Source organism: Flavobacterium artemisiae, assembly GCF_042678225.1.
Lineage (GTDB): Bacteria > Bacteroidota > Bacteroidia > Flavobacteriales > Flavobacteriaceae > Flavobacterium > Flavobacterium artemisiae.
This window is the reverse complement of record NZ_JBHUDZ010000012.1, coordinates 1,250,709-1,275,008: the sequence shown is the minus strand read 5'-3', so window position 1 is coordinate 1,275,008 and position 24,300 is coordinate 1,250,709. Positions and strand designations below refer to the sequence as shown.

The window sequence follows — 24,300 nt, the reverse complement described above, 5'->3', positions numbered from 1 at the left end:
TTTTTTTAGAAAATTTCTTTTCCTTTTGATCCGTCTGCCTGCCAGTATTTCGATGAACGTATTCGCTTCTGCGGGTGCAAAAGTAGAACCTTTATTTACATTTTCAAGCCTTTTTTTTATATTTTTTCAATGTTTTTTAAAACTATTTCTTAACTCGCTGGTAACAGCTCCTTTACAAAGCAATGTTTTTTCTTGTTTTGTAGGTTTTTTCTTGTTCCGTGTGTTGTTTTGACATTTTATACTTGTGTTCCATCGCAATTTTTATGGAGTTTTTAGTTTTCTATCCCTCTTTTTGCTCTTTTTATCCTTAAAACTCTTTTGAAAACTGCCTGCCATAGCCCTGATGGGAGGGAAAATCCTTTGGGGCCGGGGTTCGGCCCCAAAGATTGGAAGGAACAGCAGGTATCAGCTCCTTATTATTATTGAAATTTCACTTTTTTTTAATCCCAATTTACCACTGCTCCCGCTTGCTCTATGCTCTATTGGGATACGGACTTATACCTGGCAGGTTTTGGAAACCTGTTAGGAGACTAGACAACTATACTTATATATTATGTACAAAAAAAAACAAACCCGACAGGTTTTAGAAACCTGTCGGATTGAAAATGAAAATTACTCTTATATATAATAGAGTAAAAAGCTATACTATATATAATATGTATTATTGATTTAAAGCGTCAATTACTTCTTTTGTGATTTCGATGCTTTTTAGTTTTGCTTCGTGATCGAATATTGGGCTCGTTACCATTAGCTCGTCGATTCTTGCGTAGTCTATGAACTTTTTCAAATCAGCTACTAATTGCTCTTTGTTTCCTGTAAAGGTTCCTGCTGTCATTTGGTTTACATGGAAACGTTCTGCTTCGTTCATGATATCATCTAATGAAGAAACTGGCGGCTGTAATCCTTTGCGGTCGTTTCTAATTAAATTTAGGAACATTTGATACAAGCTTGTAGATAATAGTTCTGCTTCTTCGTTTGTATCTGCTGCAATTATATTTACACAAGCCATTGTTTTTGGTTTGTCCAAATATTCTGAAGCTTGAAAGTTTTCACGATAAAACTCAAAAGCCTGAATCATTAATTTTGGCGCAAAATGTCCTGCAAAGGCATATGGCAAACCATAAGCGGCGGCCAAAGCAGCACTATCCATACTTGAACCTAGAATCCAAATAGGAATGTTTAGACCTTCGGCAGGGAACGCGCGGACTTTTCCTGTGGCATTTTCTGCTGAAAAGTATTCTTGAAGTTTGCTTACATTCTGCGGAAATCGCTGTGCTTGTTCAAAAAAGTCTTTACGGATTGCTTCTGCTGTTGGCTGATCTGTTCCTGGTGCTCTTCCTAAACCTAAATCTATTCTATTAGGATAAAGAGTTTCTAATGTTCCAAACTGTTCTGCAACTACTAATGGAGAATGATTTGGAAGCATGATGCCGCCTGAACCTACTCGAATGTTTTGTGTCTGACTTGCCACATAACCAATTAAGACCACTGTTGCTGTACTTGCAACGTGTGCCATATTGTGGTGTTCTGCGAGCCAGATTCTTTTATATCCTATCTTGTCGGCAAGCTGGGCAATGTCTTTTGTTTTTTGAAATGTTTCTGCTGCGTTACTATCTTGAGTGATGATCGCAAGCTCTAATATTGAGACTGAAATTGGGTTTTTCATATATAAATAAGGCTAAAATGCAAAATTAAGTCATTTATGCGAATGCCTTTTGTTTTCTAATGTTAATAGAATTATAATATTTGTAGCTACAAATGTGCTTACTTTATTTCTACTACAATTAATTTATGTGTTTTGTTTCCATCGCTTTTAATGGTAAAATCTGAGTTTTTAGATTCTATTTCAAATTTTGAAGAAGAATCAACTGAAAGCGAAATTGATTTATTTCTAAAAGTTTCGGGAATTTCTGGAATCTGAATGGTTACGGCAACTTCTTTATCTATTTGTTCGAAATCGACTTTTATCCTGTCTCTTAGCCAAATGTATTCGTAGACTTCCTGCCATGGCGCCATCCATAAAGAATCGTTTCCATTTGCTCCATATTTATTGGCAAGCGTTGTCATATAATATTTAAAATCTGGAAAACGCATGCTTAAATTCCACAAATTGGTATTTCCTGTTCCGTGCGTGAATTCGTTAAACCAAACTGGATCTTTTTGTTTTACAATAGAATCTATCGTTTTTAAATATTTATCCATTGTTTTAAAACTGCTTGTGTCTTTTGAACTTTGCACAAAAGTTCTTGCCGAAATCAGTTTATCTAAATTTACTTTACTGTTTATTTTATAAACTGGTCCTTCACCTTTATAAGATGCTACAGAAAAATATTCACTCTTAAGTGCTTCTTTTTCATATTCGCGATGATAATCAGGATCGCCTTCTCCGCCAGGAACTACGAAATGAGACATTGTAAAATCCAGATTTTCTTTTATTGATTTTGTATTGTCTGTGACTTCCGTCAAATAATTGGTACCGTGTTTTGTGGCGTGATGAAAACTGTGATTCAGAACATCCCAACCCGCGTTGTACATTTCTCGAACTTCTTCCCAAGAAAGATGCCCTCGATTTGATGGTTCGTTTATTAAAGATGCTCCGTTTATGGCTAATGCTAATTTGAACGGAATTTTATTTCCAAATCCGTCTGTATAAAAAAGTCCTTTTGAAGTTGTTCCGTCTCCACCTTGATCAACTTTCCATTCGTCAATTGATGGTGGACTTACTTTTCCGCCTTTTAATAATGGAAACGCAGTTAAGTAAGCCGATCTATAACCGTCGTCCAACGTAAAACTATATGCAAAATGTTTATTGTATTTTAATACCGAAGGCGTAATTTTTACTTTTCCAGCTGATTTTAATTTGATTTTGAATGTTATTGTTTTCGGAGGATTTCCGAAAGAATGGTTTTCCGCGAAAGCGAAAGAATGAATTCCAAAAAACAGAAATATATAGAGTAAAGTTGTTTTCATTTGAAAAGAATTAATTGATCAAATATAGAAATAGATTTCTTTTAAAATTAAGAATCCAAAAAATGATATTTCAAGAATTAAAATTTTGTTTTAACGATATATAATAATTTATACGAAACAAAAACCAGAAAAACCTTTAGTATTCGGCATTATCGAAAAAGGCATGTAGTTTGTCTTTTAAAAAATACTGTGAAATAATTTTGGGAAATCTGCAAATCAAAATCGTATGTATTTATCAAATGCTAAAACAATTGTATTTATTACGGGGGCTTTTACAAGTCATTCTTGCTGGGAAAACTGGATTGTTTTTTTTGAATCTCAAGGTTATAAAACTACTGCCCCGCCGTGGCCGTATAAAAACGAATCTGCTGCAATTTTAAGAACAAAGAAGAATGACAAAATTGCTTTGACTCGATTGAGTGATTTATTGAATTATTATACTGAAATAATAGAAACACTTTCTGAGAAACCTATTTTAATCGGACATGGGTACGGCGGACTTTTGACCCAGCTTTTGGTTGAGAAAGATCTAGCACTTTGCGCTGTTTGCATACATTCTTTTGCTCCCAAAAACATCTTAACGGGAAAATTTTCTTTTTATAATCGACTTTGGAATTCTCTTGGCTTTTTTACCTCAACTCAAAAAAGTCATTTAATTACCTTTAAACAATGGCAGGATTTTTTTGTGAATTGTCTATTACTCGAAGAACAAAAAAGTTCTTATACCAAATATGTTGTTCCCGAATCTAAATTGCTGCTTCGGGATTTATATTCGGTGAAAGCCAAAATTAACTTTAGAAAAAAACACGTTCCGCTTCTTTTTTTAACGGGTTCTGATGATCAATTTATACCGCAAAAACTGGCTTATTCTAATTATAAAATGTATAAAAACATGCATTCTCTAACTTGTTATAAAGAATGTAAAAACACCAATCATTTCGTTTTAATACAGTCTAATTGGAAAGAAACAGCAGACTGCATTGTTGACTGGCTTAATAAAATTATTTAACTGATTTCTCTTTTGATTTCGAGTTTCTTGATTTTCGAATTTAATGTCGACGGATGAATATCTAAAATCTCTGCTGCACCACCGGCACCAGATATTTTTCCGTTGCATTTTTTGAGAATGTACAAAATGTAATCGCGTTCGTTTTCGAGAATTGTTTTGATTGAAAATGATTCGCTCGTGTGCTCCGGATGCATTTTGGATGACATTGAAAGTTCAATATCTTTAATAGCATTTCCGTCTGTTAATAAAAGTGTGCGTTGAATTACATGTTCTAATTCTCTAATATTTCCTGGCCAATTGTAGTCTAGAATATTTTGTAAAGCGTTTTCAGAAAGTGTTGGTGCTTTCCTGTTCATTCTTTCGCTGTACAAATTGACGAAATGTTCGGCTAGAATAGGAATATCGTCTTTTCTTTTTCTTAAAGGCGGTACTATAATTGGAAAAACGTGAAGACGATAATACAAATCCATTCTGAATCTTCCGGCTGCGACTTCTTCTTCGAGATTTTTATTGGTTGCTGCAATAATTCTAACATCTACTTTTATGGGAGATTTTCCGCCGATTCTTTCTATCTCTCTTTCTTGTAATACACGAAGCAGTTTTACCTGAAGTTCTAAAGGCATCTCTCCTATTTCGTCTAAGAAAATAGTGCCGCCGTCTGCTAATTCAAATTTTCCTATTCTTTTGTCTAAAGCACCTGTAAAAGCTCCTTTTTCGTGACCAAATAATAAGGATTCTGCTAGATTTTCTGGAATTGCTCCGCAGTTAATAATCACCAAAGGCTGGTCTTTTCTAGGTGATAAAGCATGAATATTTTGTGCAATTTTTTCTTTTCCGGTTCCGCTTTCGCCTAAAACCAAAACGGAAGTATCGGATGGAGCTACTTTTCGGATATAATTAAAAACAGTCATCATGTGTGTGCTGTTTCCGATAATTCCTTCACAGTTTAAAATTGTTTTTTCTGGTTTCGTATTTTTCTGAGCATTGACAGGAGGAATATTCTCTGCCAATTTTATTGCTTCTCCCGAATACAATTTGGTAACAAACTGAATCAAACTATTTTCTAAACTCGTCAGCAGTTTCAAGTTTTCATCAGAATACATATTGAAGCTACGGCTGTAGAACGTAAAATAAAATCTCTGAATAGATGCAATCATAACTGGAAAAACAAGATACGATTTGATTCCGAAATTATGTGCAATTAAACCTTTTATGGGTGCGCTTTGAAAATTGTTAATCAAATTTTCTTCACTATATATAATAGGTTCCAGATCGATTTTGGATTTTACATACGTTTCATTTAATTCTTTTATTGAAACATCCGCAATTTTAGAAAGTTTATCTGCACTAATAATTTGATAATCGTCCCTGTTTTTACGCATGATTCCGAGATTATCATAATGTGTCGTGTTGGCAAAACCAACTTCAAAGTAATCAAATGGAATAAATGTCTGGATTTTTTTACCGAGTAGTAAAAGCGCTTCTTCCCATTTTATTTTAGAATTTATAATTTCGTTAATCTCATTCTGTAATAAAATCTGCTGTTTTAACTGCGATTCCAGACTATATTGTTTCCTATAAAAAGCAATTTCGAGTGTTGTTAAAACATCTTGTTCTCTAAAAGGTTTTACAATGAATCCGTACGGCTCGGTAGTTTTTGCCTGATCCAGAATTTTTTTACTCGAATTGGCCGATACAAAAATAAAGGCGATATGTTTTTCTCTCAAAATATGAGCGAGATCAATTCCATTTCCAGTTCCGCGGAGCATAATATCAAGAAAGACCAAGTCAGGTTTTTCTGTTTCAATCTGTTCCAAAGCCTGTTCAACAGAACGCGCAATTCCGGTTACTTCATAATTTGCTTTTTCTAAAATTAACTGCAAATCATGCGCTTCAATAAATTGATCTTCAACAATTAAAATTCGCTTTTTTGGGGCCGTTTCAAGTGAATTATCAGGATAGACGGAAGCCGTTTTCATCTTTGTGGCATTTTTAGTGTTATATCTCTATAAAATATTGACATAAAATTAGTTAATAAAATGTACTAAATTAACTTTTCCGTCAAATATAAATCATAAAAATCATATTTAATGTGAATTTTCTTGATATTTTTTCAAGCAATCAGTTGCGTTTATTTTTATATTTGTTCTTCCAAAAAACTAATTTTAAACCAATTATGAGATTATATTTTACCCTCTGCCTGATTTTACTGAATCTCTTTCAGTCATCAGCCCAAGTTCCATCAGTTTCTCGTTATGATTTAAATAAAAAAAGACTGCTCATTCAGACTTGTTCAATGTATTTATACAATGCCAATCAAGGAGCAATTGATGCCGATAGTTCTGTTGTGCTTGCCTGTAAAGCTTATAAACTTCCTGTTTCATTAGCATACGACGAAGGTTTTAACGATGGTAAATTTTTAATTGGAAATGATTTAATTAATAAAGGCAATATTGATTCGGCAACAAAACTTTTGGCAAAATCAAAAAATGAAGACCGCATTAAACTTTTGGTTCAGCTTTCTAATTTTTATCTTTTTAAGCCTGGTACAAAACCAGACGATCTTAAAAATGCTAAAACTTATATTGATGAAGCAATCCAAGTATCCAATCAGCTAAAAATAAAAAAATGGCAAAATGAGAGTCTGCTATTACTCGGAAAATTCTATTATCAAGCTAATAATCAAGCCGAAGGAAATAAATGTTTTTTAAAAGTTATTGATGAATGCCGTAAGCAAAAAAATCAGCTGGGTCTTGCACAGGCTTTGGATGCTTATGGAACGCTTTTATTCAATTTAGATCCTCAGAAAGAAAAAATACTTCAAGAAGCCATTTCAATTTATGCTTCTTTAAAAATGGAGGAAAAAAGAATCGAAAATTACATGAAGATTACGACCATTTATTTTTGGGGAGGAAAAATAAATGATGCTAAAAAAAGATTGTATCAAAGTTTAGTTGACTTTAGAAAAATTGGCTTTACGCATCAGCAGTTTACAGAGACTACTATTACTTTTATTGAACTGGGTCAGCATAACATTCCGAGTGCATTATATTATGCATTAAAAAGTGTAAAAAGAATGGAGGCGGAGAATGATTATACATTTGGAGATATTTTTTACACTCGCCTTGGTGATGTTTATAACACTTACGGACATAATGAAGAAGCACTTGAACTGTATAAAAAAAGTATTAAAATTGGACAACAGACACTTGGCAGCGGTGTTTGGTATAAAAGTTTTTTAAGCGCTGTTGCGGCTTTATCTCAAAAGAAAAAAGACAAAGAAGCACTTGCTTACATCGATACAATGACCGCCGATTATCCGCCTAAAAGTACTTTTGATAAAATGCTGGTCGCTTACGCAAGAGGAAATTGTTATGGTGCATTAAAGCAATATGATCTAGCAGAAAAATATTTTATCGAAATGGATTCGTATGCCAAACAATTAAATAAGCCTGAGACCTTTAGAGAAGTTATACACGCCTATGCTACTATGTCTTATTTGTACGCCTATACTAATAATGCAAAAAAAGCAAAATATTATACCGATAAGGTTCTGACATTATCTAAGACTAATAATAAACCCTATAATTCTGAAATTTTTCAATACTCTCTTTATAAAATCGATTCTCTTAATGGAAATTATATTGGTGCTTTAGAACATTACAGAAATATGAAAAGACTAAGCGATTCTGTTGTCAATGTTTCTAAAAACAAACAAATAGAAGAACTTAAAATCGATTATGAAACCAAAAATAAAGAACAAAAAATAAAGCTTTTAAACGATCAGTCAGAACTGCAGCAAAGCGAACTTCAAAAATCAAAACTTCTCAATAGTGTATCGGTCTGGAGTTTGGTTCTCTTGCTGGTAATCATTGCGTTATTGTACAACCGCTATCGTTTAAAACAACGAAATCATGCGAAATTAGAATTGAAAGAAAAAGAAATTCATCAAAAAAACCTCAACCTTACTCATTTATTAGAAGAGAAAGAATGGCTGTTGAAAGAAATTCATCATCGTGTAAAAAACAATTTGCAGACTGTAATTAGTCTTCTAAATTCACAATCGGCTTATTTGGATAATGATATGGCGCTTTCTGCAATTAAAAACAGTCAGCACAGAATTCATTCGATGTCTTTGATTCATCAAAAATTGTATAATTCTGAGAATATTTCGACGATTAATATGCCTAATTACATTAAAGAATTAGTCGAATATCTAAGAGAATCTTTTTCGCTTGGTCAAAGAATTCGATTTGAGTTAAAAATAGATCAGCTCGAATTGGATGTGGCGCACGCTGTTCCGCTGGGATTAATTTTGAATGAAGCGATTACAAATTCGATAAAATATGCCTTTCCCGAAGACCGAACCGGAATGATTTATGTCACGCTGGCAACTATATCCGAAAACAATTATGTTTTAAGAATTGCTGATAACGGAATCGGATTTGATGCTAACCTTACTCAAAAACCTAATTCTTTCGGAATGATGCTGATAAAAGGTCTAAGCGATGACTTAGCAGCTAAATTAAATATTGAAAATAATAACGGGACGGTTTTAAAAATCGAATTTTCGCAAGAATTTCCTTTGAATCAAAAAGTCAAATGATAATTTTATTCAACACATAAAAACATAGAATTTTAATTTTTAAAACAGAAAAGACGTTTCACTTATTTTTAATTCACATAGCGATGTGTGGAAACTAGTTTATTTTCTATTCTTTTTAATTGAAAAAAAATCTATGTTTCTATGTGTTTAAAAATAATTGTATCTAAGAGTTTTAAACCTAACTTTGTATTCCAAAATTAAACTTCGCTTTTAGCTTTATCATCAAATGACACACAAAATTTTAATTATAGACGACGAAGAAAAACTGAGAAGTCTTTTGGTACGCATTGTAAAATCGGAAGGATTTGAAGTTTTTGAAGCCAAAGATTTAAAATCAGGTTTTAAAAAACTAGAACAAACCGATATTGATGTTGTTTTGTGTGACGTAAAACTTCCCGACGGAAACGGAGTTGATTTTGTACAAAATATAAAAGGAAGTTTTCCGCTGACGGAAGTTATTCTTTTAACTGCTTTCGGAAATATTCCCGATGGCGTTCAGGCGATGAAAAACGGCGCTTTTGATTATATCGTAAAAGGCGACGATAACGATAAAATTATTCCGCTTTTATACAAAGCCGTTGATAAAGTGCAATTGCAGAAAAAAGTGCAGCAACTTGAAAAACGCATTAACGATAAATATTCTTTTAATACGATTATAGGAAAATCGAAAGGAATTGAACAAGTTATTGATCTTGCCCAAAAAGTAGCCAAAACCGATTCAACTGTTTTATTAACGGGAGAAACGGGAACTGGAAAAGAAGTTTTTGCGCAGGCCATTCATGAAAACAGCAATCGTGTCGGCAAATCTTTTGTCGCTTTAAACTGCAGTACCTTCAGCAAAGAAATTCTGGAAAGCGAACTTTTCGGTCATAAACAAGGGGCTTTTACGGGAGCTTTAAAAGATAAAAAAGGTTTTATTGAAGAAGCAAATGGTGGCACTTTATTCTTAGATGAAATTGGAGAAATGCCAATTGATCTTCAAGCCAAATTATTGCGTGTTCTGGAAACCAGCGAATATATTCCCGTTGGCGACACCACATCAAAAAAATCAAATTTCAGATTAATTGCAGCTACAAACCGAGATTTAAAAGAAGAAAGCGATGCACATCGTTTCCGTTCTGATTTGTATTTTCGTCTGAATATTTTCGAAATTAAACTTCCTTCTCTTCGAGAAAGGGTCAAAGATATTCCTGTTTTGGTTAATTTTTTTGTGAAGCAATTTTCTGAAAAAACGAATAAAAAGACATTATCCGTTTCTGATGATTTTGTCCAGAAATTAGAAAATTATTCGTGGCCGGGAAATATCCGCGAACTCAAAAATATTATTGAAAGATCGGTTATTTTGAGTAACGGTGAAACGCTGACTTCTGATGTTCTACCGTATGAAATGCAGCATCAACAAGAAAAAAATAATAAATCAATGTCAGCTTTTTCTATGCAGAGCGTTGAGAAACTGCATATCCAAAAAGTTTTAAATTATACAAAAGGAAATAAGGCTGAAACGGCACGATTATTAGAAATTGGAATTGCGACTTTGTATAGAAAAATTGAAGAATATGGAATAGAAAATTCCAAGATTTAAATACCAAATTCCAATTGCAATGACAATAATAATATCAAATTTGAAAATCAATATTTGATTGTGATTTTAAAGCTTCGGAGAAGCTAAATATTTATAGATTATTAATTCTCCAAATTAAAAAGCTCCAGCGGAGCGATACCTATACAATCTAAAAAATATTTCACCCCGCTGGGGCTCTAATAACGTAGATTCGTCATTTTCTATAAATATATCGCTTCTCCGAAGCTGGAAAATAATATCAAAACGAGAAAAGCTTATCAAAATGATAGGCTTTTTTTATGCCTAATTTTTGGTACAAAACAATAACTCTTTATTCTACAAGACCTTAACTACACTTTGGCATTTTCGGAACATCTTTTGGCATAAAGCGGGAAAGAATATAAAAATTCCTTCTCATGAAAAATCAAGTCAATACCATCTACAAACAAGCCGAACGGTTTGCTGAGATTACCAAAAAATCTATTATCTCCGGTAATATCGTTCGGGCTAAAAAATGTTTAGCACTTGCTGAACGGTTATTTATCAGCGGAAGCATCGAAACTAAAAATGCGATTTCAAATGTGTATGTTTTCTCTGTTTCGTCCTTTATGGAAATACGTCACTGCAATATTTCACATCTATTTCCTCAAACGCTAAAAGCAGAATATATCAAACAAGTTAATGCTTCTGGCGTGTAATCGTTTGAACAACAATCTAAAATCTAAAATCTAAAATCATAAATCTAAATTATCATGGTCACATTTCTATTACTCGGATTGGCAGTTTTACTGTTTGCCATTTGTTTTCTCTCCGTTGACTTTTTTGAAAAAATTTAAATCATGACTGCACTATTTATTATTTCAATCGCTGTTTTCTTGTATCTGGTTTACGTATTAATCAAACCTGAAAAATTCTGATTTGAGAAGATAAGATTCTCAAATCCATTCAAATCTTAAAAAATAATCTCAAAATTATGAATACAGAGTTACTAGGCGTCATAGGCATTTTTATCCTGACAATTGTTTTAGCAATTCCATTCGGAAAATACATTGCTAAAATTTTCAAAGGAGACAAAACACTTCTTGACCCGATTTTCAATCCGCTTGAAAAATTTATTTTTAAAATCAGCGGTATCAATCCAGCCAAAGAAATGAACTGGAAACAGCATCTTAAAGCACTTTTAAGCATCAATATGGTTTGGTTTTTTCTTTGCTTTTTTGTACTAATGTTTCAAGGTTCATTATTCTTAAATCCGGATAACAATCCTAATATGTCGCCCGATTTGGCTTTTAATACTGCCATTTCATTTTTAGTAAATTGCGATTTACAGCATTATTCTGGTGAAAGTGGTGTTTCGTACTTATCTCAAATGGTTTTAATGTTCTTGCAATTCGTTTCTGCTGGAGTCGGAATCGCAGCAGCTACAATGGTTTTTACCGCTATGCGCGAAAGAACCACAGAGAAACTTGGAAATTTCTACAACTATTTCGTAAAAAGCTGTACTCGTATATTATTACCGCTTTCTGCAATCGTAGCAATCGCTTTGGTTTTCAACGGAACGCCTATGACTTTTGAAGGAAAAGATGCTATTACTACTTTACAAGGCGATCAAGTTGAAGTTTCTCGCGGACCTGCAGCTGCTTTTGTCGCTATCAAACATATCGGTACTAACGGTGGTGGATTCTTCGGAGCCAACTCTGCACATCCTTTAGAAAACCCAACTTATTTTACAAATGCCGTTGAACTTTGGGCACAAATGATTGTTCCGTTTGCGATGATTTTTGCGCTTGGTTTTTTCTTAAACAAAAAGAAATTCTCTTATATCATTTTTGGTGTAATGACAATTGGATTTCTGCTTTTAGTTATTCCAACAATTTCAAGCGAATTAAATGGAAATCCTGCCATAACAAAAATGGGAATTGCCCAAACAACGGGAGCAATGGAAGGAAAAGAAGTTCGGTTTGGCCCCGCTATTTCAGGTTTCTGGAGCATTGCCACAACAGTAATTTCGACTGGATCTGTAAACAGCATGCACGATAGTTCGATGCCAGTTTCTGGAGCGATGCAATTGTTAGCCATGATGGTAAATGCCTTTTATGGAGGATGTGGTGTGGGTTACCTCAACTTTTACATCTTTATTATTCTGGCGGTTTTTATTTCAGGTTTAATGGTCGGCCGAACTCCAGAATTCTTAGGAAAGAAAATCGAAGCCCGCGAAGTAAAAATTGCAGCTTTTATCGCGATTCTTCACCCTTTATTGATTTTAGCCGGAACCGCTTTAGCTTCTTATTTTGCTGCGAATGATACTGCGATGGGTTATTGGTTCAGCGGAAACGCAACGGGCTGGCTTAACAATCCTGGAAACCACGGATTCTCTGAAATGTTATACGAATATACTTCGAGTGCTGCTAACAACGGTTCTGGTTTTGAAGGTTTAGGCGATAATAATCCGTTTTGGAATATCACTACAGGAATTGTTTTACTGTTAAGCCGTTTCATTCCAATTATTGGGCCGTTGGCAATTGCAGGTTTATTAGCCAATAAAAAATACATTCCAGAAAGCGCAGGAACTTTAAAAACAGATACTTCAATTTTCGGAATTATGATTTTTGCTGTCATTGCGATTATTGCTGCTCTTTCTTTCTTTCCAGCATTAGCTCTTGGACCATTGGCAGAGTATTTTACACTAAAATAAAAATGCTAGATATTTTAAATACATGAAATATAAACGCAAAATATTTCAAATATAGCCCGTGGTTTCAACCACGGGAAACGGATTATGAGAACACAGATTATGATATACGTTGTGTTCCAGCGGTTGAAACCGCTGGCTATGTTTTCCAATCTATGAGTTTATTTCGCATAACCTATAACAAATAACATTTAACTTTTTACAAGAAAATGACAACTAATAAATCCGCATCATTGTTTGAAAGCCAGCAGGTAAAAGAAGCACTATTGCAGTCTTTTGTGAAGCTGAATCCAAAAATGATGATTAAAAATCCGGTAATGTTTACCGTAGAAATCGGGACCGCAATTATGTTTGTGGTTTGTATTTCGATCCTAATGGGTGCCAACGATCAGGGAAGTTTTATCTACAATTTAATTGTATTTTTAATATTATTGGCCACACTTTTATTCGCCAATTTCGCCGAAGCTATTGCCGAGGCCCGCGGAAAAGCACAAGCCGATAGTTTAAGAAAAACCCGTGAAGAAACGCCTGCAAAATTGGAAAATGGACAAACAATTTCGTCTTCACAATTAAAAAAAGGAGACATTTTTGTCTGCGTAGCCGGAGATGTAATCGCTACCGACGGTGAAATTATCGAAGGTTTGGCAACGATTGACGAAAGTGCTATCACAGGAGAAAGTGCGCCAGTTATTAGAGAAGCCGGCGGAGATAAATCGTCTGTAACGGGCGGTACAAAAGTCTTATCTGATAAAATTAAAGTGCAGGTAACTTCTGAACCTGGCGAAAGTTTCCTAGATAAAATGATTGCTTTAGTTGAAGGTGCAAGCCGTCAGAAAACGCCAAACGAAATTGCTTTGACCATTTTGTTAGCTGCATTTACTTTAATCTTCGTGATTGTCTGCGTGACTTTAAAGCCTTTTGCCGATTATGCGAATGCGCCAATAACAATCGCTGCTTTTATTGCTTTGTTCGTTTGTTTGATTCCAACGACAATTGGAGGTTTACTTTCGGCAATCGGAATTGCGGGAATGGATAGAGCTTTGCGCGCCAACGTAATTACCAAATCAGGAAAAGCGGTTGAAACTGCAGGAGATATTGATGTTTTGCTTTTGGATAAAACCGGAACGATCACTATTGGAAATAGAAAAGCAACCAATTTTTATCCAACAAAAGGAATTGCTTTTGATGATTTTGTGAAATCTGCCGTTTTGAGTTCACTTGCTGATGATACTCCAGAAGGGAAAAGTATTTTGGAATTAAGTGAAATGCTAGAAGTGAAAAACGAAAGCAAACCAAGTGTTTTACAGAATACTTCGGAAATTTCACAAACCATAAAATTTACTGCTGAAACCAGAACTTCTGGAATCATTTTAAAAGACGGAACCAACATTCGAAAAGGTGCGCAGGATGCTGCTAAAAAAATCGCAGAACAATCTGGAAATGTTTTTCCAGAAGATACAGCGCAACAAGTCATTACGATTTCTTCTAACGGAGGAACACCTTTGGTTGTCATTAAAAACAATCAGTTGCAAGGGGTTATCGAATTGCAGGATATTATCAAAACCGGAATGAAAGAACGTTTTGAGCGCTTACGCCGAATGGGAATTAAAACGGTTATGGTTACAGGAGATAATCCGCTGACGGCGAAATTTATTGCTGAGAAAGCTGGAGTGGATGATTTTATTGCCGAAGCGAAACCAGAGGATAAAATGAATTACATCCGTAAAGAACAGGAAGAAGGCCGTTTAGTCGCTATGATGGGAGACGGAACCAACGATGCTCCTGCCCTAGCCCAAGCCAACGTTGGCGTTGCGATGAACAGCGGAACGCAGGCTGCAAAAGAAGCAGGAAATATGGTTGACTTAGATAATGATCCAACAAAATTGATCGAAATCGTAGAAATCGGAAAACAGCTTTTAATGACTCGCGGAACGCTGACTACTTTTTCTATTGCAAATGACGTTGCGAAATATTTTGCGATTGTTCCCGCACTTTTTATTACTGCGATTCCAGCGTTACAAGGTTTGAATATTATGCATTTGCACAGTCCTGAAAGTGCCATTTTATCGGCTGTGATTTTCAATGCGATTATTATTCCGATTTTAATTCCGCTTGCGCTGAAAGGTGTTGAATATCGTCCGATTGGTGCGAGTGCAATTTTAAAACGTAATCTTTTGATTTATGGGCTGGGCGGATTGATTGTTCCTTTTATTGGAATAAAAATAATCGATTTGTTGGTTGCCTTATTCATGTAAACAAAAGGTGCTAAGGTTCTGAGATGCTAAGGTGCTAAGTTTTTTCCTCAGTCCCTCAGAACCTTAGTCCCTTAGAACCTTTAAAAATAAAAAAAATGAAATCTATATTCTCAATACTAAAACTTACTGCAATTACTTTAATCTTATTTGCAGTTATGTATCCTCTTGCGATTTACGGAATCGCACAATTAGCTCCAAATCAAGGAAAAGGAGAAACGCTTTCTTCTAACGGAAAAGTCGTTGGTTATCAGAAAATCGGACAGAAGTTCGATAAATCAAATTATTTCTGGGGAAGACCTTCGGCTGTTGATTACAATGCTTCTGGAAGTGCAGGAAGCAATAAAGGACCAAGCAATGCTGAATATTTAGCTTTGGTTCAAAAACGAATTGATACTTTCCTTATTGTTCACCCATATTTGAAAAAAGCTGAAATTCCAGCTGATATGGTTACCGCTTCGGGAAGTGGTTTAGATCCGAATATTTCTCCGCAAGGCGCTTTGATTCAGGTGAAACGCGTGGCTAAAGAACGAAAACTAGAGGAAACGAAAGTAAAAGCTTTGGTAGAATCTAAAATTAATACGGCTGTTGTTGGACCTGAAACGGTGAACGTTTTGGAACTAAATATAGCTTTGGATACGCTTCGCTAAAAGATGCTAAGATTCTAAGTTTTTTATCCTAACAGGTTTTTAAAACCTGTTAGGTATGATTCCGCTTTAGAATCACAGTAATCACACCGTTTGTCATCCCGAGGAACGAGGGATCTTCACAAGTAGCTCTACAAAGATTGACGATTTACTGTGTGGAGTTTCTTGCGAAGATTTCTCCTTCGTCGAAATGACAAACTAAACCTAAAACTAATTAAAATTAAATACCTAACAGGTTTTGGAAACCTGTTAGGATATAAAACCTATTATAACATAAAACTCCCTTTTTTACCCCAAATGCCCTAGCCCCGATAGTAGTGGAAATCCTTTTGCTTTTTTCTTTAAAAAGCAAAAGATTGAAATGGATAGCGGGATTAGCTCCTAAAAAATCTACTAATAATTTATTACCCTAAATCGGTTTAAATACCACAATTAAAATGAAAAAAATAATACTTACTGCTTTAATCGCTTTTGGTTTTAGCAATTTACATGCACAGGAAGAATCAAAAAGTCCGTTTACGTTTTCGGGATATGTTGATGTTTATTACAGTTATGATTTCGCAAAACCTGAAGATCATACACGACCGGGATTTTTTTACAGTTATAATAAAAGTAATGAAGTCAATCTTAATCTCGGAATAGCAAAAGTGAATTATTCTAAAGAGAATATCCGTGGGAATTTTGCGCTTATGGCAGGAACATACGCACAGTATAATATGTCTGCAGAACAAAATTTACTGCAAAATGTTTACGAAGCAAATGTTGGTGTGAAGATTTCAAAAAATCATAATTTATGGATTGATGCCGGAATTATGCCTTCGCATATTGGTTTTGAAAGTGCCATTGGGAAAGATTGTCAAACGCTGACAAGAAGCATTTTGGCTGAGAATTCGCCTTATTACGAAGCAGGCGTAAAAATTGGTTATACTTCTGAATCTGGAAAATGGTATTTGGCCGGAATGTATTTGAACGGCTGGCAGAGAATCCAAAAAGTGGAAGGAAATCAAACTCCGGCTTTTGGAACGCAGGTTACGTACAAACCTTCGGATAATGTGACTTTAAATTGGAGCACTTATGCAGGAAACGAACAGCCGGATATTGATAAAAAATGGCGTTACTTTAATAATTTCTACGGACAATTTAAAGTGGCTGAAAAAGTAAATCTAACTGCTGGTTTTGATATTGGCTCTCAGCAATCGGCTAAAAATAGTAACAAATACGATACTTGGTTTTCGCCCGTTTTGATTCTGCAATACAAACCAACTGACAAAATTCAGCTGGCAATGCGTGGCGAATATTACAGTGACGAAAAAGGTGTAATCATCGCAACAGAAACGCCAAACGGATTTAAAACTTACGGATTTTCAGCTAACTTTGATTACTTAATTACTGATAATGTTATGTTTAGAATTGAAGCAAGAAATCTATCCAGCAAGGATGAAATTTTTACAAAAAACAATCTGCCAACGGATACTAATACGTTTGTAACATCTGCTTTGGCGATTAGTTTCTAGAATAGTTTAGCCACAGATTACACTGATTAAAGGGATTATTTTTTGCCACGAATTACACTAATTTTCGCGAATTACATTTTGATTAATTTTAAAATAAAAATTTGCGCCAATTCGTGTAATTAGTGGCAAATAATCTAGACAAAGTAATTCAAAATCCTTCTAATCTGTATAATCTGTGGCTTAAAAAATAAGCTTAGTGCCTTAGCGCCGTGGCAAAAAACGTAAAAAATGGAAAACGAAAATAACGCACAGCACTTTCTGGATTTGATTCAGAAATCCCGGAAAGGAAAATTTAAAATCTACATTGGGATGAGTGCCGGTGTGGGCAAGACTTTCCGTATGCTTCAGGAAGCGCATTCGTTATTACGAAACGGAATCGACGTGAAAATCGGTTATATCGAAACGCATATGCGGAAGGAAACGCACGAATTATTAACTGGTTTGCCTCTTATTCCGAGGCGGACCATTTTTTATAAAGGGAAAGAGCTCGAAGAACTCGATGTTCAGGCAATTATAAATTTACGTCCCGAAGTGGTTATTGTAGATGAATTGGCGCACACAAACGTTGAGGGAAGCAAAAACGAAAAACGCTGGCAAGATGTTTTGGAGATTTTGGAAGCGGGAATTAATGTAATTTCGGCGGTAAATATTCAGCATATCGAAAGTCTGAACGAAGACGTAAAACGCATTACGGGAATTGACGTTCAGGAAAGAATTCCGGATAATGTTTTACGTCTCGCAGATGAAGTGGTGAATATCGATTTGACTTCGGAAGATTTGATTGCACGTTTAAAGGAAGGGAAAATTTATACGGCAGACAAAATTCAGACTGCTTTGGCGAACTTTTTTAAATCGGAACAAATTCTGCAATTGCGTGAATTGGCTTTGAAAGAAGTCGCGAGTCAGGTAGTTCGAAAAGTAGAAAGCGAAGTCCCGAATCTGCATGCTTTACGTCATGAAAAATTGTTGGCTTGTATTAGCAGTAATGAAAAGACAGCCAAAATCGTGATTAGAAAAGCAGCGCGTCTCGCAAGCTATTACAACGGAATCTGGTATGTTTTGTATGTTGAAACGCCAAAGGAAAGTACTACAAGAATTGCTCTCGACAAACAACGGCATTTAATTAATAACTTTAAACTCGCCGTACAATTGGGAGCGGAAGTTATTAAAGTGGAAAACGAAAATATTGCCAATGCGATTTTAAAAACTGTTGAAGAAAAACAAATCACAACTGTCTGCATCGGAAAACCGCATTTGAATTTATTTAAAGTAATTTTGTCTACAACAATTTTCAGGCGCTTGTTAAATAAGTTGTCGTTATCAAACGTTGATCTTGTTATACTGTCGTGAAAGTTTTTAAACCATATAAGTTATATAAGTTCATTTAATTAGGGACGTTGAAGTTTAACCGCAAAGGCGCTAAGATTTCGCAAAGCACGCAAAGATTGAATTAAAACTTTGCGCCCTTGCGACTTTGCGAGCAAAAAAACTAGCGAACTTTGCGCCTTTGCGGTTAAAAAAGCTTCTAACATTTCCTTATATAACTTATATGGTTCAAAAAAAATTAAATGTTTTTATAAAATGAGAATTAAAACCAAATTGAATCTGGGTGTTGGGTTATTATTTTTAATGATCATCATTCTCTCTTTAGTGAGTGCTTATTCTGTTTTTTTGATTAAACAGGACACCGAAAATATTCTGAAATCGAATTACAATACACTGGAATATTCGCGAAATATGATTTTTGCTTTGGACGGAATGAAATTAGATTCGAAAGAAACGATTCAGAATTTTGAAGAAAATCTTAAAAAGCAAACGCAGAATATTACCGAACCAGGCGAAAAACAAGCGACGGAAAAACTCATGGCTAGTTTTGCTCTTTTAGAAAAAAATAATGCTGATGAAAACCTAAAAGCACAGATTCGTCAGGATATTTTTGCGATCATGAAACTGAATCTGGATGCCATAAAACAGAAAAGTGATATTGCCAAACAATCTGCTGAAACGGCAAATCTTTCAATTGCCATTGTGGGAACTTTATGCTTTTTAATCGCTTTTAATTTATTGGTTAATCTTCCAAATAATATCGCGAATCCGATTAAGGAACTGACTTTTAGTATTAAAGAAATTGCCAATAAAAACTACTCTGAACGCGTACATTTTACGAGTCACAGCGAATTTGGAGATCTCGCCAAATCGTTTAATACGATGGCACAAAAACTCGAAGAATATCACGACAGCAATGTTTATAAACTTCTTTTTGAGAAAAAGCGTCTGGAAACGCTTATCAATAATATGAACGATCCCATTATTGGTCTGGATCATGCTGGAATTGTTTTGTTTGCGAATGATGAAGCGCTGAAAATTATCGGTCTAAAATCGGAAGATGCAATTGGAAAATCGGCTTCGGAATTAGCCAACACAAATGATTTGATTCGTTCATTGATTTTGAAAGAAACAGATGGAAATTCGAAAAAACAGCCTTTGAAAATTTTCGCGAATGCTAAAGAAAGTTATTTCGAAAAAGAAACCATCAACATCACGATAACACCAACGGGTGAAGAAAAGGAAATCAATATTGGCGATGTTATTATCCTTCGAAATATTACACTTTTTAAAGAGCTGGATTTTGCTAAAACCAATTTCATAGCAACCGTTTCACACGAACTAAAAACGCCGATTGCTTCTATAAAATTAAGTTTACAATTGCTTGAAAACACAAAAACAGGCGAAATGAATGACGACCAGAAACAATTGGTTGAAAGCATAAAAGACGACAGTCAGCGGTTATTGAAAATTACAGGCGAATTGCTTAATTTATCACAATTGGAAACTGGAAATATTCAATTGAATATTGGAAAAAGTAATCCGAATGAAATTATAAATTATGCCGTTGAAGCGGTAAAAGTCCAAGCTGATCAAAAACAAATTCAGTTAATTATTGATGCCGATGAAAATCTAAAAGACGTAAAAGCCGACAGCGAAAAAACAGGCTGGGTTTTGATTAATTATTTATCGAATGCGATTCGCTATTCGTCTGAAAAAAGCACGATTCTCATTAAACTAAAAGAAGAAAACAATCAAATGGTTTTTCAGGTTATCGATACCGGAAAAGGAATTGAACCAAGATACAAAGACAAAGTTTTCGATAAATATTTCCAGATTCCAGGCAGTCCAAAATCTGGAACCGGATTGGGTTTGGCTATTAGCAAAGAATTTATTGAAGCCCAAAACGGAACCGTTGGCGTAGAAAGTAATTTAGGATTGGGAAGTACTTTTTGGTTTACGCTGAAGGTTTAGATTTTTTTGCCACGAATTACACAAATTTTCACGAATTATATTTTGATTAATTTAAAATAAAAATTTGTGCTAATTCGTGTAATTCGTGGCAAAAAAACATTTCTATATAATTATAGCTTCATTTCCATAATCGGCATAAATCTATTTTTAATTGAGGTTTCAAATTCTCCGATTTTTATAAATCCGATTTTTTGGTAAAATTGTTCGGCATTGGGTTCTGAATCCAAAATGACTTTTTCATATTTTTCATTTCGAATCCTTTCCAGAAAATCATTCATTAAAAAAGAGCCAAATCCTTTTCCGATATATTCAGGTAAAACAAATAAGTTGTCCAATTTTACCTGATTGTTTTCTAGTTTTAGATATGAATAATAACCGATAATTTTAGTTTCATCAACTAAATTAAAAACAGGATTTTTTTCTATATAATCTTGCGTAATCGTTAATTGATTATCCCAAGCTAAAATTTGTTCTTCAGAATATCCCCAATAGGCTTTTGACTTTTTGGTGATTTCCGTCAAACGGATGTGATCTTCGATATTGGCTTTTTGGATATTCATTTTCGATTTTACTTTTTTATCTTAAAATCGTTTAGACCAATTGAGTGTATCATATAAGGCCACATTTCAGTTCCCTTTACTCCTGGGTATGCACCCATATTTGAAGTTTTCTCGTACTCTCCGTCTTCTTTTCTTTGAATATCTGAATTATATGTAACAGAATATTTAGATCTGTTTTTAAAGATTAAAAGCACTTTCATACTTTTTTTCTTTTCATCTTCTGTTTTTCCGCTTGTTCCTAAACAGAAATAAAAATCAATTGTATCTTCTTCTCCATTTTTACTAAAAAGATTATCGTTATCGAAAGTATCCACAGTTTCGGTAAATGGATCAAATTTTATAATTGAATAATTAAAACTGACAGAATCGATTGGAATTAATTTTATTGTAAATTTAGATCCTATCGGAAAAGCAAATCCATTTGCAGGTTCACTAGGCAGATCTTGAGAAAATCCATAAGAAAAACTAATAAATAGGAAAAGCAGTAAATATTGTTTCATAAAAACTCTTTTTTCAGCTAATATAAACTTTTTAAGTATTTGAAGTATTATTCTTAATCTCTCGAACTTCTCTTTTTAATTCTAAAAGCAAATCTTTCATTGCTCCCGTTTCTGACATTTCTTGTTTTTTATCTGAGCGCCCGATATTGCATTCGTATTCCCAAATCTCCAAAATATCAGACGCTTTCACTTCATAATTTGGATAAAAACTATTATCCGATTCTAAAACCAAAGCGTTTTTTTTGTTTTTATTGAGACGTTTGTAAACCATTCCTTCATTTTTAGTAATCAGAATATAAGTTTTTCCGTCCATCACCTCGCCTAGTTTTTCCACATAACGACCAATAATAATTGATCCGTCTTCGTGCGGAGGCATTGAATCGCCTTCAACGGGAAATCCGCGGTGTTTTCCAGGACCTAAAAACGGAAGTGTAATCTGCTGTAAACTTTCTATATATTCAGGATCAGCATAACCGTTTAGATATCCTGCTTTTGCTTTTTGAGATACAATTTCGATAAAATTTTCTCCAAAACTATCCACTTGTATCGGTAGAATAAGTCGATTGCCTTCCAGTTTTATCAAATTTTGCACATCGATTTTGCGGATATCGACAGATAATATCAAGTCAATACTCATATGAAAATATAATGCAATTTTCTTTAAGATATCGTATGGCGCTTCCGAAGTTCCGTCTTCGTATTTCACGTATCTTCCTCTGGTAATGCTAAGGTTTTCAGCTAATTTCTCCTGCGATATTTTATGCTTAACCCTTAATGCTCTGATGTTGTCTGAAAATAAGGACATAATTAATTTGTTATAATTTGGAACAGCAAATATACTAAAAATGTTATTATCTGTACTAATTTTGTAATTAGAATAATAAGTTTTTGAAGTGATTATGAAATTAGGAAATACCACAAAATCAATAGAATTATACGTTCCAGACATGAGTTCGGAAGTAAAAATTCCTTTTTTTGACGTTGGTATCAGTGCAGGTTTTCCTTCTCCTGCTGATGACTTTATTGAATCTTCCATTGATCTTAATAAGGAGCTCATTAGACATCAATACACGACTTATTTTGCCAGAGTAAAAGGTTATTCTATGAAAAATGCCGGTATTAATGATGGAGATTTATTAATTATTGATAAAAGCCTGGAACCTCAAAACAACAAAATTGCTGTCTGCCAGATTGATGGTGAATTTACTGTAAAGCGCATCAAAATAGAAAAAGACATCATCTGGCTTATTGCCGAAAATGAAGATTATCAGCCTATAAAAGTAACGCCAGAAAATAACTTTGTCATTTGGGGAATTGTTATTCACAGTATTAAATCTTTTTAAAATTTAGAAATGTTTGCTTTAGTCGATTGTAACAATTTTTATGCTTCCTGTCAAAGGGTGTTTGAACCGCATTTAAGAGGAAAACCTATCGTTATTCTCTCTAATAATGACGGTTGTGTTATTTCGCGTTCTGATGAAGCTAAAGCGCTGGGTATACCTATGGCTATTCCTGCTTTTAAATATGAAGCTATTTTCAAAGAAAAAAATATTTTTGTCTATTCTTCTAATTATCCATTGTATGGCGATATGAGTAATAGAGTAATGAATCTGCTGCGAACTTACACACCCGAAATTGAAATTTATAGTATTGATGAAGCTTTCTTAAAATTTTCTGGTTACGATTTATTTGACCTCAACTCATTGGGTTTAAAAATGCGGAAAGAAGTAACACAAGGAACAGGAATTCCAGTCAGCATCGGTTTTGCACCTACCAAAGCTTTAGCTAAAATGGCGAATAAAATTGCCCGAAAATTTGCAGATCGTACGCAAGGTGTTTATTGTATTGATTCTGAAGAAAAAAGAATTAAAGCCTTAAAATGGTCCAAAATTGAAGATGTCTGGGGAATTGGAAGAAAATTATCCAAGCGCCTTAAAGCAAAAAAAATCAATACGGCTTATGAATTTACACAGCTTCCTGACGCTTGGGTGAGAAAAGAAATGTCTGTAGTCGGACTTCGGCTAAAACATGAATTAGAAGGAAAACCTACTTTGGAATTAGAAGAAGCTACAGATCGTAAAATGATTGCTACTACGAGGTCTTTCGAAAAAAGATATACTACGTATGAAGAAATTTCTGAACGAATAAGCACATTTACAGCTTCTTGTGCAGAAAAATTAAGACGTCAGGATTGTCATTGTAATATGGTGACAGTTTTTATTCAAACTGATTTTATGGGTGGCAAAGATTCTCAATATTCACGAAGCATTACTATTACTACTGATTTTCCTACCAATTCGACAATAGAACTTAATAAAGCGGCGCAAAAAGGTTTTAAAGCTATTTTTAAAAAAGGTTATCGTTATAAAAAAGCCGGCGTAATAGTAATGGGCTTAACGCCAAATAATGAAACACAGCTCAATTTATTTCAAACTTCAAATCCTAAACACCAACCTTTAATGACTGTAATTGACAAAATGAATCAGAATTATGGCAATAACAAAATTAAATTCGGCGTGCAGTCTTTAGGACGGCAGTGGAAAATGAAACAAGACAGATTATCGCCAAAATTTTCTACATCGCTTAAAGATGTAATTACCGTTAAAGCATAAATTTTTCTTATAAAAACAATAAAACAAGGTTAATTCATTACATTTCAAGATTAATTAAGTAACAGAAATACAATATT

The 24,300-nt window shown here is 34.2% G+C and carries 19 protein-coding genes; 13 read left to right on the top strand and 6 right to left on the bottom strand.

What is annotated here, in order from left to right; translation table 11 throughout:
• Nucleotides 1-661 precede the first annotated feature (661 nt).
• Nucleotides 662-1,666 (bottom strand): LLM class flavin-dependent oxidoreductase, encoded by a 1,005-nt coding sequence (locus ACFSC2_RS16265; RefSeq protein ID WP_379814313.1) that lies wholly within the window; start codon nucleotides 1,664-1,666, stop codon nucleotides 662-664.
• A gap of 98 nt (nucleotides 1,667-1,764) precedes the next feature.
• Nucleotides 1,765-2,970, bottom strand: coding sequence for a polysaccharide deacetylase family protein (locus ACFSC2_RS16260; protein WP_379814314.1), 1,206 nt, complete (start codon nucleotides 2,968-2,970; stop codon nucleotides 1,765-1,767).
• Nucleotides 2,971-3,196: 226 nt separating this feature from the next.
• Here ACFSC2_RS16260 and ACFSC2_RS16255 point away from each other — a divergent pair, with 226 nt between their 5' ends.
• On the top strand, nucleotides 3,197-3,979 hold the full coding sequence (locus ACFSC2_RS16255; RefSeq protein ID WP_379814315.1) for an alpha/beta hydrolase: 783 nt from the start codon (nucleotides 3,197-3,199) through the stop codon (nucleotides 3,977-3,979).
• Here ACFSC2_RS16255 and ACFSC2_RS16250 read toward each other — a convergent pair.
• Entirely contained in the window at nucleotides 3,976-5,958 is a 1,983-nt protein-coding gene (locus ACFSC2_RS16250; RefSeq protein WP_379814316.1) for a sigma 54-interacting transcriptional regulator, read from the bottom strand. The two genes, ACFSC2_RS16255 and ACFSC2_RS16250, sit on opposite strands and share 4 nt — an antisense overlap.
• A 197-nt stretch (nucleotides 5,959-6,155) precedes the next feature.
• Here ACFSC2_RS16250 and ACFSC2_RS16245 point away from each other — a divergent pair, with 197 nt between their 5' ends.
• The 10 genes from ACFSC2_RS16245 to ACFSC2_RS16200 all read left to right on the top strand — a co-directional run bounded on the left by ACFSC2_RS16245 (nucleotide 6,156) and on the right by ACFSC2_RS16200 (nucleotide 20,551).
• Nucleotides 6,156-8,585: a histidine kinase dimerization/phosphoacceptor domain -containing protein gene (locus ACFSC2_RS16245; protein ID WP_379814317.1), complete on the top strand. Its 2,430-nt coding sequence runs from the start codon at nucleotides 6,156-6,158 to the stop codon at nucleotides 8,583-8,585.
• Between the two features lie 226 nt (nucleotides 8,586-8,811).
• The gene (locus ACFSC2_RS16240; protein ID WP_379814318.1) at nucleotides 8,812-10,167 is read left to right on the top strand and encodes a sigma-54-dependent transcriptional regulator; all 1,356 of its coding nucleotides are present in this window, start codon (nucleotides 8,812-8,814) and stop codon (nucleotides 10,165-10,167) included.
• 395 nt (nucleotides 10,168-10,562) lie between these two features.
• Nucleotides 10,563-10,844, top strand: a complete 282-nt coding sequence (locus ACFSC2_RS16235) for a DUF7674 family protein (protein WP_379814319.1) — start codon at nucleotides 10,563-10,565, stop codon at nucleotides 10,842-10,844.
• A gap of 141 nt (nucleotides 10,845-10,985) precedes the next feature.
• Nucleotides 10,986-11,063, top strand: a complete 78-nt coding sequence (gene kdpF / locus ACFSC2_RS16230; RefSeq protein ID WP_125722563.1) for a K(+)-transporting ATPase subunit F — start codon at nucleotides 10,986-10,988, stop codon at nucleotides 11,061-11,063.
• 56 nt (nucleotides 11,064-11,119) lie between these two features.
• The gene (kdpA, locus tag ACFSC2_RS16225) at nucleotides 11,120-12,841 is read left to right on the top strand and encodes a potassium-transporting ATPase subunit KdpA (RefSeq protein WP_379814320.1); all 1,722 of its coding nucleotides are present in this window, start codon (nucleotides 11,120-11,122) and stop codon (nucleotides 12,839-12,841) included.
• A 206-nt stretch (nucleotides 12,842-13,047) separates the two neighbouring features.
• Nucleotides 13,048-15,093 (top strand): potassium-transporting ATPase subunit KdpB, encoded by a 2,046-nt coding sequence (gene kdpB / locus ACFSC2_RS16220; protein WP_379814321.1) that lies wholly within the window; start codon nucleotides 13,048-13,050, stop codon nucleotides 15,091-15,093.
• Between the two features lie 95 nt (nucleotides 15,094-15,188).
• Nucleotides 15,189-15,740, top strand: coding sequence for a K(+)-transporting ATPase subunit C (locus ACFSC2_RS16215; RefSeq protein WP_379814322.1), 552 nt, complete (start codon nucleotides 15,189-15,191; stop codon nucleotides 15,738-15,740).
• 434 nt (nucleotides 15,741-16,174) lie between these two features.
• On the top strand, nucleotides 16,175-17,251 hold the full coding sequence (locus ACFSC2_RS16210; RefSeq protein ID WP_379814323.1) for a porin: 1,077 nt from the start codon (nucleotides 16,175-16,177) through the stop codon (nucleotides 17,249-17,251).
• Nucleotides 17,252-17,479: 228 nt separating this feature from the next.
• Entirely contained in the window at nucleotides 17,480-18,601 is a 1,122-nt protein-coding gene (locus tag ACFSC2_RS16205; RefSeq protein WP_379814324.1) for a sensor protein KdpD, read from the top strand.
• Between the two features lie 231 nt (nucleotides 18,602-18,832).
• A complete protein-coding gene (locus tag ACFSC2_RS16200) occupies nucleotides 18,833-20,551 on the top strand; it encodes a sensor histidine kinase (RefSeq protein WP_379814325.1) in 1,719 nt (572 codons plus the stop codon).
• 110 nt (nucleotides 20,552-20,661) lie between these two features.
• Here the strand turns inward: ACFSC2_RS16200 and ACFSC2_RS16195 are convergent, their stop codons facing one another.
• The 3 genes from ACFSC2_RS16195 to ACFSC2_RS16185 are packed head-to-tail and all read right to left on the bottom strand — an operon-like array spanning nucleotide 20,662 to nucleotide 22,416.
• Entirely contained in the window at nucleotides 20,662-21,111 is a 450-nt protein-coding gene (locus tag ACFSC2_RS16195; protein WP_379814326.1) for a GNAT family N-acetyltransferase, read from the bottom strand.
• An 8-nt stretch (nucleotides 21,112-21,119) separates the two neighbouring features.
• Entirely contained in the window at nucleotides 21,120-21,611 is a 492-nt protein-coding gene (locus tag ACFSC2_RS16190; RefSeq protein WP_379814327.1) for a hypothetical protein, read from the bottom strand.
• A 31-nt stretch (nucleotides 21,612-21,642) separates the two neighbouring features.
• Nucleotides 21,643-22,416: an XRE family transcriptional regulator gene (locus ACFSC2_RS16185; protein WP_379814328.1), complete on the bottom strand. Its 774-nt coding sequence runs from the start codon at nucleotides 22,414-22,416 to the stop codon at nucleotides 21,643-21,645.
• Nucleotides 22,417-22,510: 94 nt separating this feature from the next.
• Between ACFSC2_RS16185 and ACFSC2_RS16180 the strand changes: the two genes are divergently transcribed.
• Nucleotides 22,511-22,954: a LexA family protein gene (locus tag ACFSC2_RS16180; protein WP_379814329.1), complete on the top strand. Its 444-nt coding sequence runs from the start codon at nucleotides 22,511-22,513 to the stop codon at nucleotides 22,952-22,954.
• Nucleotides 22,955-22,963: 9 nt separating this feature from the next.
• Entirely contained in the window at nucleotides 22,964-24,223 is a 1,260-nt protein-coding gene (locus tag ACFSC2_RS16175) for a Y-family DNA polymerase (RefSeq protein WP_379814331.1), read from the top strand.
• Nucleotides 24,224-24,300 lie beyond the last annotated feature (77 nt).